This window comes from Antarctobacter sp., assembly GCF_048262615.1.
In the GTDB taxonomy this organism is placed as follows: Bacteria; Pseudomonadota; Alphaproteobacteria; order Rhodobacterales; family Rhodobacteraceae; genus Antarctobacter.
Map to the genome: position 1 here is coordinate 207,133 of NZ_JBLXFB010000006.1, position 13,635 is coordinate 220,767.

14 protein-coding genes and 1 pseudogene are annotated in these 13,635 nt (G+C 63.5%); 6 read left to right on the forward strand and 9 right to left on the reverse strand.

Annotated features, from left to right (window positions below; genetic code table 11):
- Positions 1-49: 49 nt before the first annotated feature.
- From fghA to ACN0S5_RS09230, 3 genes are all read right to left on the reverse strand, one after another.
- Entirely contained in the window at positions 50-880 is an 831-nt protein-coding gene (gene fghA, locus ACN0S5_RS09220; protein ID WP_417207892.1) for an S-formylglutathione hydrolase, read from the reverse strand.
- 33 nt (positions 881-913) lie between these two features.
- Complete coding sequence (locus ACN0S5_RS09225; protein ID WP_417207893.1) at positions 914-1,528, reverse strand: TetR/AcrR family transcriptional regulator; 615 nt, start codon at positions 1,526-1,528, stop codon at positions 914-916.
- 66 nt (positions 1,529-1,594) lie between these two features.
- The gene (locus ACN0S5_RS09230; RefSeq protein WP_417207894.1) at positions 1,595-1,759 is read right to left on the reverse strand and encodes a hypothetical protein; all 165 of its coding nucleotides are present in this window, start codon (positions 1,757-1,759) and stop codon (positions 1,595-1,597) included.
- Positions 1,760-1,933: 174 nt separating this feature from the next.
- Here ACN0S5_RS09230 and mbfA point away from each other — a divergent pair, with 174 nt between their 5' ends.
- From mbfA to ACN0S5_RS09260, 6 genes are all read left to right on the forward strand, one after another.
- Positions 1,934-2,908 carry an iron exporter MbfA gene (gene mbfA, locus ACN0S5_RS09235; protein ID WP_417207895.1) on the forward strand — a complete coding sequence of 325 codons (975 nt, stop codon included), beginning with the start codon at positions 1,934-1,936 and terminating at the stop codon, positions 2,906-2,908.
- Between the two features lie 274 nt (positions 2,909-3,182).
- Positions 3,183-4,916: a dihydroxy-acid dehydratase gene (ilvD, locus tag ACN0S5_RS09240; protein ID WP_417207896.1), complete on the forward strand. Its 1,734-nt coding sequence runs from the start codon at positions 3,183-3,185 to the stop codon at positions 4,914-4,916.
- Positions 4,917-4,919: 3 nt separating this feature from the next.
- Positions 4,920-5,651 (forward strand): dihydroxy-acid dehydratase, encoded by a 732-nt coding sequence (locus tag ACN0S5_RS09245; protein ID WP_417207897.1) that lies wholly within the window; start codon positions 4,920-4,922, stop codon positions 5,649-5,651.
- Positions 5,652-5,722: 71 nt separating this feature from the next.
- Positions 5,723-6,496 carry a DUF6478 family protein gene (locus tag ACN0S5_RS09250; RefSeq protein ID WP_417207898.1) on the forward strand — a complete coding sequence of 258 codons (774 nt, stop codon included), beginning with the start codon at positions 5,723-5,725 and terminating at the stop codon, positions 6,494-6,496.
- A gap of 19 nt (positions 6,497-6,515) precedes the next feature.
- The gene (locus tag ACN0S5_RS09255; RefSeq protein WP_417207899.1) at positions 6,516-6,893 is read left to right on the forward strand and encodes a hypothetical protein; all 378 of its coding nucleotides are present in this window, start codon (positions 6,516-6,518) and stop codon (positions 6,891-6,893) included.
- A gap of 90 nt (positions 6,894-6,983) precedes the next feature.
- Positions 6,984-7,898: a DMT family transporter gene (locus tag ACN0S5_RS09260; protein WP_417207900.1), complete on the forward strand. Its 915-nt coding sequence runs from the start codon at positions 6,984-6,986 to the stop codon at positions 7,896-7,898.
- A 13-nt stretch (positions 7,899-7,911) separates the two neighbouring features.
- Here the strand turns inward: ACN0S5_RS09260 and ACN0S5_RS09265 are convergent, their stop codons facing one another.
- The 6 genes and pseudogenes from ACN0S5_RS09265 to ACN0S5_RS09290 form a co-directional block, all read right to left on the reverse strand.
- On the reverse strand, positions 7,912-9,228 hold the full coding sequence (locus ACN0S5_RS09265; protein WP_417207901.1) for an NAD(P)/FAD-dependent oxidoreductase: 1,317 nt from the start codon (positions 9,226-9,228) through the stop codon (positions 7,912-7,914).
- On the reverse strand, positions 9,225-10,043 hold the full coding sequence (locus ACN0S5_RS09270; protein ID WP_417207902.1) for an ABC transporter permease: 819 nt from the start codon (positions 10,041-10,043) through the stop codon (positions 9,225-9,227). The genes ACN0S5_RS09265 and ACN0S5_RS09270 overlap by 4 nt, the downstream gene beginning before the upstream one ends.
- 49 nt (positions 10,044-10,092) lie before the next feature.
- Entirely contained in the window at positions 10,093-10,983 is an 891-nt protein-coding gene (locus ACN0S5_RS09275; RefSeq protein WP_417207903.1) for an ABC transporter permease subunit, read from the reverse strand.
- Positions 10,983-11,627, reverse strand: coding sequence for a TOBE domain-containing protein (locus ACN0S5_RS09280; RefSeq protein WP_417207929.1), 645 nt, complete (start codon positions 11,625-11,627; stop codon positions 10,983-10,985). Before ACN0S5_RS09280 ends, ACN0S5_RS09275 begins: the two co-directional genes overlap by 1 nt.
- A pseudogene (locus tag ACN0S5_RS09285) lies at positions 11,613-12,395 on the reverse strand (ABC transporter ATP-binding protein); the annotation flags it as partial. The pseudogene ACN0S5_RS09285 and the gene ACN0S5_RS09280, both read right to left, overlap by 15 nt.
- 62 nt (positions 12,396-12,457) lie before the next feature.
- Positions 12,458-13,543, reverse strand: coding sequence for a polyamine ABC transporter substrate-binding protein (locus tag ACN0S5_RS09290; RefSeq protein ID WP_417207904.1), 1,086 nt, complete (start codon positions 13,541-13,543; stop codon positions 12,458-12,460).
- Positions 13,544-13,635 lie beyond the last annotated feature (92 nt).

Here is a 13,635-nt window from a genome sequence, read left to right on the forward strand (position 1 = left end):
AGATCCGGGGCCTTCTTTGATGAGGTCCCGGCGCAGGGCCGGGACGGGGTCACGCATGAAGCGCCTCGGCGTGAAAGGCCACGTGGTCCTCGATAAAGGTCGAGACAAAGAAATAGCTGTGATCATAGCCTTTCTGCATCCGGAACACGCCGTCCTGACGGCGGGCAGCCATGGCCTGTGACAACGCCTCGGGCTTGAGCAGGTCAATGAACTGATCGCTGCCGCCCTGATCGATCAGCACCGGCCCGTCAAAACCTTTTTCACGCATCAGCAGAGTGGCGTCATGTGTGGCCCAAGTCGCTTCGTCCGCACCCAGATATGCGCCCAGTTGTTTGCGGCCCCAGTCGCTGGTGGTCGGGTGCGCAATGGGCGCGAAGGCAGAGACAGAGGCAAAGCGTCCGGGCAAGTTCATCGCCAGCGTCAATGCGCCATGACCCCCCATGGAGTGCCCGGTGATCGCTTGTCGGTCCATGTCGAGCGCAAAGTGTTCGCCCACCAACGCGGGCAGTTCGTCGGCGATGTAGTCCCACATGCGAAAATGCGGCTGCCACGGGTCCTGTGTGGCATTGACGTAGAACCCAGCGCCCTTGCCCAGATCGTAAGCCTCATCATCGGCCACGTCCTCGCCGCGCGGCGAGGTGTCGGGGAAGATCAGCGCAATGCCCTGTTCGGCGGCCCAGCCCTGTGCGCCCGCCTTGACCATCGCGTTTTCATGGGTGCAGGTCAGGCCCGACAGATACCACAGCACCGGCACCGGCACGTAAGCCGCCTCTTCGGGCAGGAAGAGCCCAAAGGTCATGTCGCAGGCGCAGGTCTGCGATTCATGGGTGTACACGCCTTGTGTTCCGCCAAAGCAGCTATTCTCGGATACGGTCTTCATCAATTCTCCCCAGCGCGCCCGCCGGGGCGCTTGTCATGCGCCGTAACGTGCCATGAAGGTGTCGACAGCGCCATCCACAACCCGCGCGATTTCCGCGTCGGTAAAGCTGGTCTGGATACCGAACAGCGCCTTGGGCCAGAGATCGGCCTTGCACAGTTCCGCGAACTGATCCGCCGCAAGGTCGATGTCGTCAATCCGCAATTCTTCGCGGTCGCGGGCGGCGGACAGATAGTCGGTCATCACCCGGCGCATGATCATCGGCCCGCTTTGGTAGAACTGACGGCCAAGATCCGGAAAGCGTTCGGATTCGGACAGGCAGATCTTGAAGATGCGTTGACCCATCTCGGAGTAGAGAAAGCTCAGAAACTTGCGTCCGGCCTGCGACAGGACCTCACGCGGGGGGCGGGACATGTCGATGGACAGCACGGCCTCATCGGCCTGCCGCCCGCATTGCGCGCTGGCGACCTCGATGAAAAGCAGGCGCTTGTCCGGGAAGTAGCTGTAAAGCGTCGCCTTGGAGACACCCGCCTCGCGGGCAATTTCATCGACGCTGGCGCCCTCAAACCCGTCGCGCAGGAAAATGTTGCGCGCGCCGTCGATGACCTGATCGAATTTGCGTCCCTTGCGGACGGTCGCCTGTGTGGACATTTCAGTCCTCCCCTTGCCGGGCAGTTATAAACCGCCCGGTTCAGTTTGGGCAAGAAATGCGCTGCGTCATGAGCAGGGGTGTGCGGTCACGCAGCCTTGGGTGGATGTGTCCGGTTGCGACGGCGGAGCGGGAAAGGTGAAGTCCGGCAAAAAGACCGGTCCGACATCGGCGAGCGCCGGTCCGGCGATCAGGGCGCAGGCGGTGGCGAGAGACAGGAGAGTGCGGGTCATGATTTGCTCCATCAAGATACTGAACTGAACTGTTCAGTTCGAAAATGGATCGCCGCGGCCCGAATTTCAAGACCGGATCGGACACCTGCGGCAGAATGAACATCTTCGGGACTACGGGCTTGAGCTTTTGCCGTCACGATATAGTTTGGAATCGTTCTAAAGAGGGGCGTGGTCATGCTGTATATGGGAAGTCGTCGCCGGTTCCGGGACCTGAGCGAACAAGAAGTGCTGGCGCTGGCGATCTCCTCGGAAGAGGACGATGCCCGCATCTATCGCGGCTATGCCGAACGCCTGCGGGCGGCGTATCCCGACACCGCAAAAATTTTTGAAGGCATGGCGGGCGAAGAGGACGGCCACAGGCGCGCGTTGATCGACCTGCACCGGACCCGTTTCGGCGAGGTCATCCCGTTGATCCGGCGCGAGCATGTGGCCGGGTTCTATGCCCGCCGCCCGGTCTGGCTGGCCGAGACCCTTTCACTGGACCGTATCCGCGAAGAAGCCGGGAACATGGAGCGCGAGGCCGAACGGTTCTATCACATGGCGGCGCAGTCGGCGCAGGACGCGGACACGCGCAAGCTGTTGGGGGATCTCGCGGCGATGGAGGCGCGGCATCAGGATGCGGCGCACAAACTGGAAAAGCAGCATCTGGGCGAAGAAGCCCGCGCCGGCGAGGATGACCGCGCCAAGCGCCAGTTCCTGCTGACATGGGTGCAGCCGGGTCTGGCGGGTCTGATGGACGGATCGGTTTCGACCCTTGCGCCGATCTTTGCCACCGCCTTTGCCACGCATGACCCCTGGACGACGTTTCTGGTCGGGCTTGCCGCCTCTGTCGGGGCGGGGATTTCCATGGGCTTTACCGAAGCGGCCTCGGACGATGGCGAATTGTCGGGGCGCGGCTCTCCCGTCAAGCGCGGGATTGCCGCCGGAGTCATGACGACGGTGGGCGGGCTGGGGCACGCGCTGCCTTATCTGATTCCGCATTTCTGGACCGCCACAACCATCGCGCTGGTCGTTGTCTTTATCGAGCTTTGGGCCATCGCATGGATCCAGAACAGGTTCATGGAAACGCCGTTCCTGCGCGCCGCCTTTCAGGTGGTTCTGGGCGGCGCGCTGGTCTTTGCCGCCGGGGCGCTGATCGGATCCGGATGACGGTGGGCGCCGCTCGTTGCCTGCGCAACATCGCCCCGCCCGCCGTCCCACCGGGCGCGCATCGCGGGGCGGGTGCCGGAGGAGAGGGTGGACGGGGTATTTTGGCAGAGAAGAAGGTGCAGGCCGCGCCTTGCCTCGATTCCGAAGAGATCCCCAAAACGACTTGAACTGCCGCGCCCGATGCGCGGGCATGCCATGTGGCGCTTGACGCTTGTGCAGGCTATGCCGCTTCGCTATTCCAAGGAAAAGCCATTCTGCGGGAGGAGCCAATCCGATGCTCAAGCGTCCATTCGACAAGACAAAACTGCCCAGCCGTCATGTGACAGAGGGCCCGGAACGTGCCCCGCACCGCTCTTTTCTGTACGCAATGGGCCTGTCCGAGGATGAGATCCATCAGCCGCTGGTCGGCGTGGCAACCTGCTGGAACGAGGCTGCGCCGTGCAACATCTCGCTGAACCGGCAGGCGCAGGCGGTCAAGCTGGGCGTCAAGGAAGCCTCTGGCACCCCGCGTGAGTTCACCACCATAACCGTGACCGACGGCATTGCCATGGGGCACGAGGGCATGCGCTCTTCGCTGGCGTCGCGTGAGGCGATTGCCGACACGGTTGAGTTGACCATGCGGGGCCATTGCTATGACGCCATCGTCGGTCTGGCGGGCTGCGACAAGTCGCTGCCGGGGATGATGATGGCCATGGTGCGTCTGAACGTGCCGTCGGTCTTTATCTACGGCGGTTCCATCGTGCCGGGCAAGTACAAGGGCAAGGACATCACCGTCCAGGACGTGTTCGAGGCCGTGGGCAGGCATCAAGCGGGCGCGAACAGCGACGAAGAACTGCGCGCCATCGAAAAGGCCGCCTGCCCCAGTGCGGGTGCTTGCGGTGGCCAGTTCACCGCCAACACCATGGCCTGTGTGTCCGAGGCCGTCGGCCTTGCGCTGATGAATTCGTCCGGCGCGCCGGCCCCTTATGAAAGCCGTGACGCCTATGGCACGGCCTCGGGCATTGCCGTGATGCATCTGCTGGAGCAGAACATCCGGGCGCGTGATATCGTCACCCGCAAGAGCCTTGAAAACGCCGCGCGCGTTGTTGCCTGCACCGGCGGGTCGACCAATGCCGGTCTGCACCTGCCTGCCATCGCGCATGAGGCCGGGCTGGAATTCTTCCTTGACGATGTTTGCGATATCTTCCGCGATACGCCCTATTTCGTCGACCTCAAGCCCGGCGGCAACTATGTGGCGAAGGATCTTTATGAGGTCGGCGGCGTGCCGGTCGTGATGAAGGAACTGCGCCGCGCGGGCCTGATCCACGAGGATTGCATGACCGCAAGCGGCCGCGCCATTGGCGAAGAGCTGGACCTGATCGAGCGGGAAGCGGATGGCAAGGTCATCTATCCTGTGGACAAGCCGATCACGCCGACCGGCGGTGTCGTGGGTCTGAAGGGCAACCTTGCACCGCAGGGCGCCATCGTGAAAGTCGCGGGCATTGCGCCCGAAGATCAGGTGTTCACCGGCCCGGCGCGAGTGTTCGAATGCGAAGAGGACGCCTTTGAGGCGGTCAAGATGCGCGCCTACAAAGAGGGTGATGTGCTGGTGATCCGCAATGAGGGGCCTGCTGGCGGTCCGGGCATGCGCGAGATGCTGTCGACCACCTCGGCGCTGTCGGGGCAGGGCATGGGCAAGAAGGTGGCGCTGATCACCGACGGCCGATTCTCTGGTGCGACGCGCGGTTTCTGTGTGGGCCACGTCGGCCCCGAGGCGGCGCATGGCGGGCCGATCGCGCTGATCGCGGATGGTGACATGATCACCATCAACGCGGTCACCGGCGACATTTCGGTCAACCTCAGCGATGAGGATCTGGCCAAGCGCAAAGAGGCCTGGACCGGTCCGAGGGACACCATCTATGCCTCGGGCGCGCTGTGGAAATATGCGCAACTGGTGGGCGAGACCTACAAAGGTGCCGTGACCCATCCGGGCGGGGCGGAGGAAAAACACGTCTACGCGGATCTCTGAGCCATGTCGGCGGTGCGCAATCTTCTGTGCGCCGCTGGCGTGCTGCTGGTATCGGGATGTCTGGCCGGTGAGCCCGCATCCGGTCCCGGCGGGGCCGAAACAGAGGCCCGCGAAGGGCTGGCCGCGTTCTTTGCGCGCGGCGGCCCGGCTGGCGGGCCGCGCAAGCCGCCGCTGGCGCGGGTCAGTCTGGCGGGGGGCGACGTCGTTGTCGCGGGGCCGGACGGCTATTGCATTGATCCCTCGACCCGGCGCACCGCCCCGGAACGGGGGTTCGCGCTGATTGCGTCCTGCCACATCCTGAGCGGCGGCCGGGCCGGGCGGCCCGTGGTGCCGATGCTGGTGACGGTCACGGTGGGGCCGCGCGGTGACGGCCCCGACCTGCCGACGCCCAAGGCGCTGGCGCAGGTCGCGAATGCGAAATTGCTGGCGAGCAAGACCGCGTCCGACCGGGTGGTGGCGCATCTGGGCAGCGGCGGCGACATCATGTTCGACGGCAGCGACCCGCGCTATTGGCGGGCGGCCTTTCTACAGGGCGACCGATTGGTCGGACTTGCGCTGTACGCGCCGCGCGGCAGCGCCCTGGCCGGTGAGCAGGGGGCGGCGATGATCTCGCGGGTCAGGGACCGGATAGCGCAGCTTAGCGCCGCCAACCCGCGCCGCAGCGTGACACCGACGCAAAAACCGACCGGCGGATGGCTTGGTCGTTTATTCAATCGTCAGGACTTGCCACAATAGTTTCCATACGGGAAATTATCCCTCGGGTTCGGTGGGCCAAAGGCGCGACACCGGAAACGGGCAAAACGGTCATGGGAGCAGGTGTGCAGGACTGGTTGGGCAAAGCGGCCTATGCGGCAGGGTTGCGGCGATGGACGCGCGCCGCGCGCGACGCGCCGCAAACGGAACTGACCGAGTTGCGCCAACAGCGCACGCAGGCACGGCGGCTGAAGACGCAGCTGGATGAGTTGATCCATCACGCGGACGCGCGGCTTGCGCTGCCGATGATCGGCAACCAGTCCTTTCCAAGGCCAGAGGATGCGGATTGGGCCTGGCGGCCGGAACTCTGGAGCGGCACGCTGCCGATCAAGGGAATAGTCGGTGTGCGGAGCAAGGCGCAGCTGGGGCGCGAAGCGACGTTGTATCACGATTGCCAACGGACCGAATTGACCCTGCGCCAGATCCGCAACACCCGCGCTGCCGATCTGGCCGCCTTTGGGCTTAAACTGGATGTTTTTGGCTTTACCGGATCTTACCTGTCGCTCGCGGTGGATTTGCCGGAAAGCGCGGTTGAGGGGCTGACGCGCCAGCATCTCATCCGGGTCGAAACCATCGTCGAATCCGAAGAACCGCTAGAGATTTTTGCCCGTCTGAACGTCAAACACGGGCCCAATACGGAACAGGTGGTGCGCGAATTGCCGTTGCACGAAGAGACGGTGCAGGTGGAATTCGACCTTGCCTATACCCGGCTCAACGAAAAGCGGGTTGAAAAGATGTGGCTGGACCTGATTTTCGAAGGACCGCGCATGAATCAGGTGATCCTGCGCGACCTGACATTCAGTCGTCGCAGGCGGGCCGCGTTGTGACACGCGGGAAAGGATCGGAATGAGCGGTTTCACACTGACCAAGACCCGCTTTCGCGATGGCGTCTGGGAAGGGTTGCTGGTTGCCGAGGCGGGCAATGACCGCCCGCCCGACGTGGTGGCCAGTTTCGAGGAACGCCCGGTCCACGGGGTTGTTGTCGCCGACACGGCAGAGCGAAATCGCTGGGTGGTCGAGGTGCCGGTCCCGGTCGAGGCCTTGGGCGACGGTGTGCGGACGGTTCTGATCCGCGATGCCCGCGACGATGCGCTTTTGGACAGCTTCACGGTGATCGCAGGAGAGGCGCTGGATGAGGACATCCGCGCCGAAGTGGCGCTTTTGCGGGCCGAACTGGACCTGCTCAAGCGCGCGTTTCGCAAGCATTGCCGCGAGACCACCTAAAGGCGCGGCAAACCCGGTGACGACCACAGGGGGCCGATTGACCTTTGCCGCCTGCGGGGCCACAGTCGCGCCATCCCCGAAGGAGCCCCCATGTCCCCGCTGCGTGGCATCGCGCTGAAGCTGACCTCTGTCGTTTTGTTCACCATCATGGCCTCGCTTATCAAGGCGAGCTCTGATCATGTGCCAACCGGAGAGGCGGTGTTTTTTCGGTCGTTTTTTGCCATGCCGGTGATCGTGGCATGGCTGGCGATGCGCGGGGATCTGAAAACCGGGTTAAAGGCGCAAAACCCGATGCTGCACATCTGGCGCGGGCTGATCGGGGTGACGGCGATGGGCTGCGGCTTTGCCGCGCTTGGTCTGTTGCCGCTGCCAGAGGTGACGGCCATCGGCTTTGCCGCGCCGATGATGACGGTTCTGCTGGCGGCCATGCTGCTGGGAGAACGGCTGCGGCTCTTTAGGATGTCGGCGGTCGGGTTGGGCCTGATGGGGGTGGTGATCGTGCTTTGGCCGCGCCTGTCGCTGGACGAACTGGGGGGCTCGGCGACGCTGGGCGTGGCCCTTGTTCTGGCCTCTGCGGTGATGCGCGCAATGGCGCAGATCCAGATCCGCAAGATGGTGGCCGTCGAGGAGACCTCGGCCATCGTGTTCTACTTTTCGCTGACCGCGACAGTGTTTTCGCTGGCGACGATCCCGTTCGGCTGGGCATGGCCTGCGCCGGAGGTTGTGACGATGCTGGTGGCGGCGGGGCTGATTGGCGGCATTGCGCAGATCTTTCTGACCTCGGCCTATCGTTTTGCCGGGGCGGCGGTTGTGGCGCCGTTTGACTATGCCTCTATCCTGCTGGCGATCCTGTTTGGCTACTGGTTCTTTGACGAAGTGCCGACAGCCATGGTGCTGATCGGGTCGGTGATTGTGGTGGCCGCGGGCGGGATCATCATCTGGCGCGAAAGACAGCTTGGCCTGCAACGCGGCAAGGCGCGGCCCAATATGACCCCGCAGGGCTGAGCCACCGCCCCTGTCAGAGGTCCAGCGCCTCGGCCCCCAGATAGGCGGGGGCCAGCAACAGGCGGCGATATCGGCCCAGCGGAAAGCGCGGCGGCGCGGAGCCCAGCCAATCGGGGGCCTGCGTGGGCAACCCCAGCAGCTTGTCCGCGACCAGCCGCCCCGCGTATGACCCCATGGCAACCCCGTTGCCGTGATAGCCCATTGCCGCAAACAGCCCGGTCTGATCGGGCACCGCGCCAACGAACGGCACAAGGGGGCACATCAGGCAGACAAGGCCGGACCATTCATGGGTGATGCCGACCTCTGCCCAAGCTGGAAACATCCGCGCGAAATCGCGCCGGATGCGCCGGGACAGGCGCGCCTGTGCCGCAGGTGTCGCGCGCAGCCCGCCGCGCATGCCGAACAGGAACCGCCCGTCAGGCAACTGGCGAAAGTAGTGCAGCAGGAACCGCGTGTCGTAGGCCATTTGCGCCGAGGTCCAGCCCGCCGCCTGTCTCTCATCCTCGGTAAGCGGGCGGGTGACGATGACACTGGACTGCACCGGCAGCGTCCGGGCATTCAGCCACGGCGGCAGGTCCTCGTGGCCATAGCCATTGGTGGCGATAATCACGCTGTCCGCGGTCACACGCCCCTGCGGGGTTTCAAGGTGCCAGAGCGACCCGTCCCGTTGCAGGCGGGTTACAGCGCTGTGCGCATAGAGGCGCGCGCCCGCGTCTTGCGCCGCCCTGGCCAGCCCCGCGTGATACTTGCGCGGGTTCAGGGCAAAGCCGATCGGCAGCGTCATGCCGCCAGACCAAGGACCGCCTATGCCATTGTCATGCAGGTCCTGCGCAGAGTGCAGGGTAGGGGTGACGCCATAGGCCTCGGCGGTTTCTTCTATCGCTGCTTTCAGCGCGTCAAAGGCGCGTGGTTTATGGGCCAGCAGGGTCTCGCCGTGCGAATGCCGGTCGACGTCCCAGCCATGCCGGTTGATCAACGACGCCACATGGGCGACGGCGGATATCTCTGTCTGCGCCCAGCGGCGCGGCGCATCTGGCCCAAACTGTCGCCGCAGCATGGCATCGGGCGCTTTGGCACCGCCAAGGCAGCAGAACCCACCATTGCGCCCCGATGCGCCCCAGCCGGGATGCTCGGCCTCCAGCACAGCGACGGAGGCACCTTGCTGGGCAAGGCGCAGCGCGGCGTTTAGGCCGGTGAAGCCGCCGCCGATGATCGCCACGTCGCAGTTTGTATCACTGTCGAGCGTGGGCCAGATCTCTGGGGTTACCGTGTCGGCCCAGAAACAGGCCCCCTGCGGCCCGTAAGCCGCAGGCTCAAACAGGCCCGTCACGAGGTGCGCTGAGCGGCCTGTTCCTCGCGCGCGCGTTGGACAGAGGCCCGTTTGGTGATCAGTGAGGCCGAGATGACCCCCACCGTCACAAAACCGATCAGGATGGTGGACAGCGCGTTGATCTCGGGACTGACGCCAAGACGGACGGCGGAAAAGACCTTGATCGGCAGGGTGGTTGCGCCGGGGCCAGTGGTAAAGCTGGCGATCACCAGATCGTCCAGCGACAGGGTAAAGGCCAGCAGCCAGCCAGAGATGACCGCAGGCGCGATGATCGGCAGGGTGATCAGCGTGAAACTCTCAAACGGAGAGGCGCCCAGATCCAGCGCCGCCTCTTCCAGCGCCTGATCAAAGGTGCTGAGGCGTGACGACACGACAACCGATACATAGCACATCGAAAACGTGGTATGGGCCAGCACAACCGTCATAACGCCCCGGTCCAGACCCAATCCGATGAACAGCAGCAGCAGCGACAGGCCGGTGATGACCTCCGGCATGACAAGCGGTGCGTAGATCATGCCGGAAAACAGCGTCCGTCCCGGAAAACGCCCGGCACGGACCAGAACATAGGCCGCCATCGTGCCAAGAACCGTAGCAATCGAGGACGAAAAGAGCGCGACCTTCAGCGTGACCCAGGCTGCATCAAGGAATTCCTCGTTCTGTAGCAGTTCGCCATACCATTTGGTCGAGAACCCGGCCCAGACGGTGACAAGACGGCTTTCGTTGAAGGAATAGATCACCAGCAGGACCATCGGCAGATACAGAAAGACAAAGCCGAGAGTCAGCGAGGTGGCGTTGAACCACGAAAACCGTCTCATGTCCGGACCTCCGGGCAGGGGCGAATTTTCGACGAAAATTCGTCTCGCGTCATCTTTCGGCCTCCCGTGCCTTTTCCTCGGACCGCTGGAACAGCACGATCGGGATGATCAGGATCAGCAGCAGCACAACCGCCACCGCCGAGGCCACCGGCCAGTCGCGGTTGGAAAAGAACTCTTCCCACAGGACCTTGCCGATCATCAGCGTATCGGACCCGCCCAGCAACGAGGGGATCACGAATTCCCCGATGGTCGGGATGAACACCAGAAAACACCCGGCGATGATACCATTGCGCGACAGCGGGATGGTGATCAGCCAGAACGCCTCGAACCGGGAAGACCCCAGATCTTCCGCCGCCTCCAGCAGGCTTTCGTCCAGCTTTTCCAGCGCCGAATAGATCGGCAGGATCATAAAGGGCAGGTAGGTGTAGACGATGCCGATATAGACCGCCCAGTTGGTGTTGAGGATGTTCAACGGTTCCGAAATCACGCCAATCGCCATCAGGAACTGGTTCAGCACGCCCTCTGTCGACAGAATGCCGATCCACGAATAGACCCGGATCAGAAAGCTGGTCCAGAACGGCAGGATCACCAACATCAGCAGCGTCGGACGCCATTCTTGCGGCGCGCGGGCCATGGCGTAGGCTACGGGATAGCCCACCAGCAGCGTCACGAAGGTCGCGACCAGCGCGATGCGAAGTGAGCTGAGATACGCCTTCCAATAGAGGTCATCGGTGGTCAGAAAGGTGAAATTCTCGATATCGAGGCCGGAAAAGAAGGCGCGCACACCGGCCCAGCCTTCGTTCCAGTCCAGTTGCGGCGCGTAGGGTGGTCGCGCCAGCGCGTAGTCCGACAGCGAGATCTTCAGCACGATGAGGAAGGGCACCAGAAACAGCGCCAGCAGCCAGAAGTAGGGGACGGCGATCAGGACGGCGCGTCGCATCACGCGTCCTTCAGCACGACACCGGCGGTTGCCGAAAAGCTCAGCCAGACCTCGTCTTCCCAAGTGATATCACGACGCGAGATGCGGCGGGTGTTGGCGGCCTGCGCCTTGATCATGGTGCCGCCTTCGATCTCGACATGATAGGTCGAGATATTGCCGAGATAGGCGATGTCGATGACCTTGCCGCGCAGCGTGTTGGGGGCATCGGGGCGCTGCTTGGCGATACCAACCTTTTCCGGGCGCAACGCGATGACCACCGGTTGCCCGGCCATTGCCGGATCGCCATTGGTGGCGATCACCGGCGAATGGCCCTCGGCCCAATGGATAGCAAGGCCACCGGCGGGCAGATCGGGTGCGGAGTGTTGCGCGGGCGTCAGAGCCGCAGCCGGGGCCGGCGTTGGTGCTTCCGTCTCCGTCTCTGACGGTGGCGGCAGGCGGCGCTGTTCGTCGTCGATCCACTTGCCGAAGATCGGGCTCAGGACCCGATCATGCAGGGCGCGCCCCATATCGTTGGGTTGCGGGGCGGATTGGTGCGGCGCGGGGGCCGTCGCCGGTTCCGTGACAGGCTCTGGCGTCGTTGCGGGGGCTGGTTCCGGCATCTCCGCCGCAGGAGGTTCCGGGGCTTCGGGGCGGGCCTCGGCCATGCCGCGGATCAGGTTCACGTCGCCGATGAAATCGGCCACATAGACGGAATTCGGCGCCTCATAGATCACATCCGGCGTCGACACCTGTGCGATCTTGCCTTCGTTCATCACCGCGACGCGGGTGGCGACGGTCATCGCCTCTTCCTGATCGTGGGTGACGATGATGAAGGTGGTGCCGGTCTTTTCCTGAATGTCCATCAGCTCGAACTGGGTTTCTTCGCGCAGCTTGCGGTCCAACGCGCCCAGCGGTTCATCCAGCAGCAGCAGCTTCGGGGCCTTGGCCAGCGACCGGGCCAAGGCCACGCGCTGACGTTGTCCGCCGGAAATCTGGTGCGGCTTGCGGCCGGAGAACCGTTCCAGACGGGTCAGGCGCAACATTTCCTGTACGCGGGCATGCACTTCATCTTTGGGCTTTTTCTCGCGCCGCAGGCCAAAGGCGATGTTGTCATAAACGGACAGATGCGGAAACAGCGCGTAGCTCTGGAACATCATGTTCACCGCGCGTTTGTTCGGCGGCACATGGGCAATGTCGCGCCCGTCCAGCAGGATCTGGCCCTCGGTCGGTTCCTCGAACCCGGCAAGCATCCGCATCAGGGTGGTCTTGCCGCAGCCGGACGGGCCGAGCAGAGCAAAAAACTCGCGTTCGTAGATATACTGGGTCAGGTCGTCGATGGCGGTGAAGTCGCCAAATCGTTTGGTCACGCCCCTGAACTGGATAAGCGGCTTGGCCGCCGGGTCTGTCCACGGAGCAAATACAGGTTCGGCCATGTTATTTCACCACGCAAGGCAGGGACCGCGCCAGCCTTGGCGCGGCGCGGTCCGGAGTGGGCTCAGGTGCCCGATTTGATCTTGGTCCACAGACGCGTCACGACGCGCTGCACCTTGGGCGGATAGGGGGTGGTGGTGAAGGTGTTGTCCATCGCCGCCGCATCCGGGTAGATCGCGCTGTCGTCGATCACGTCCTCGACAAGGAATTCCTGCGAGGCAAGGTTGCCGTTGGCGTAATAGACATAGTTCGACGCCGCCGCCATGTTCTGCGCATCCATGATGAAGTTCAGGAACGTGTGGGCCGCGGCAGGGTTGGGCGCATCCACCGGGATCGCCATCTGGTCAAACCACATCTGCGCACCTTCGTCCGGGGCGTAGTAGCTGATCACAACGCCATTGTCGGCCTCGGCGGCGCGGTCGCGCGCTTGCAGCACGTCACCTGACCAGCCCACCGCCACGCAGATGTCACCATTGGCCAGCGCGTTGATGTATTCCGAGCTGTGGAATTTCTGGATGAACGGACGGATCGGGCCAAGCACCTCTTCGGCGCGGGCGATGACCTCGGGATCGTGGCTGTCGGGGTCAAGGCCCAGATAGTTCAGCGCCGCCGGGATCATCTCCGTCGGGGCGTCCAGCATGTGGATACCGCAGGCGGCCAGCTTTTCGGCGTTCTCGGGCTTGTAGATCAGGTCCCAGCTGGTCACCGGGGCATCGTCGCCAAGGATTTCCTTGACCTTCGCCTCGTTCACGCCAAGGCCGGTGGTGCCCCACATGTAGTTGATCGAATAGTCGTTGCCGGGATCATAGGCGGCGGTCCGCTTTGAGATGACGTCCCACATGTTGGCCAGATTGGGCAGCTTGGACTTGTCCAGCGGCTGAAACGCGCCCGCCGAAATCTGGCGCTGAAGGAAGGTGCCCGTGGGGACAACCACGTCATAGCCCGACCCACCGGCCAGCATCTTGGTCTCCAGCACTTCGTTGCTGTCGAACACGTCGTAGATGAGGTCGATGCCGGTTTCCGCCTCGAATTTCTCAAGCAGGGCTTCGTCGATGTAGTCAGACCAGTTGTAGACGCGCACTTCCTCGGCGGCGGCCATGCCGGCAGCCAGCGCAAGGGACGCTGTCAGGGTCACAAGGGTTTTGGTCATGTCGTTCTCCCGTTGGTGGCGGGGGTCTTTGTGCGCCCCGTCCCCAATTTTTGATCATAAGTTGCGCCGTCGTGCAACATGCGCGATGGTTC

Excerpts from the sequence above, each read along its gene's own strand:
- fghA (WP_417207892.1), bottom strand. The coding sequence starts at position 880 with ATGAAGACCGTATCCGAGAATAGCTGCTTTGGCGGAACACAAGGCGTG.
- ACN0S5_RS09225 (WP_417207893.1), bottom strand. The coding sequence starts at position 1,528 with ATGTCCACACAGGCGACCGTCCGCAAGGGACGCAAATTCGATCAGGTC.
- ACN0S5_RS09230 (WP_417207894.1), bottom strand. The coding sequence starts at position 1,759 with ATGACCCGCACTCTCCTGTCTCTCGCCACCGCCTGCGCCCTGATCGCC.
- mbfA (WP_417207895.1), top strand. The coding sequence starts at position 1,934 with ATGCTGTATATGGGAAGTCGTCGCCGGTTCCGGGACCTGAGCGAACAA.
- ilvD (WP_417207896.1), top strand. The coding sequence starts at position 3,183 with ATGCTCAAGCGTCCATTCGACAAGACAAAACTGCCCAGCCGTCATGTG.
- ACN0S5_RS09245 (WP_417207897.1), top strand. The coding sequence starts at position 4,920 with ATGTCGGCGGTGCGCAATCTTCTGTGCGCCGCTGGCGTGCTGCTGGTA.
- ACN0S5_RS09250 (WP_417207898.1), top strand. The coding sequence starts at position 5,723 with ATGGGAGCAGGTGTGCAGGACTGGTTGGGCAAAGCGGCCTATGCGGCA.
- ACN0S5_RS09255 (WP_417207899.1), top strand. The coding sequence starts at position 6,516 with ATGAGCGGTTTCACACTGACCAAGACCCGCTTTCGCGATGGCGTCTGG.
- ACN0S5_RS09260 (WP_417207900.1), top strand. The coding sequence starts at position 6,984 with ATGTCCCCGCTGCGTGGCATCGCGCTGAAGCTGACCTCTGTCGTTTTG.
- ACN0S5_RS09270 (WP_417207902.1), bottom strand. The coding sequence starts at position 10,043 with ATGAGACGGTTTTCGTGGTTCAACGCCACCTCGCTGACTCTCGGCTTT.
- ACN0S5_RS09275 (WP_417207903.1), bottom strand. The coding sequence starts at position 10,983 with ATGCGACGCGCCGTCCTGATCGCCGTCCCCTACTTCTGGCTGCTGGCG.
- ACN0S5_RS09280 (WP_417207929.1), bottom strand. The coding sequence starts at position 11,627 with ATGGCCGAGGCCCGCCCCGAAGCCCCGGAACCTCCTGCGGCGGAGATG.
- ACN0S5_RS09290 (WP_417207904.1), bottom strand. The coding sequence starts at position 13,543 with ATGACCAAAACCCTTGTGACCCTGACAGCGTCCCTTGCGCTGGCTGCC.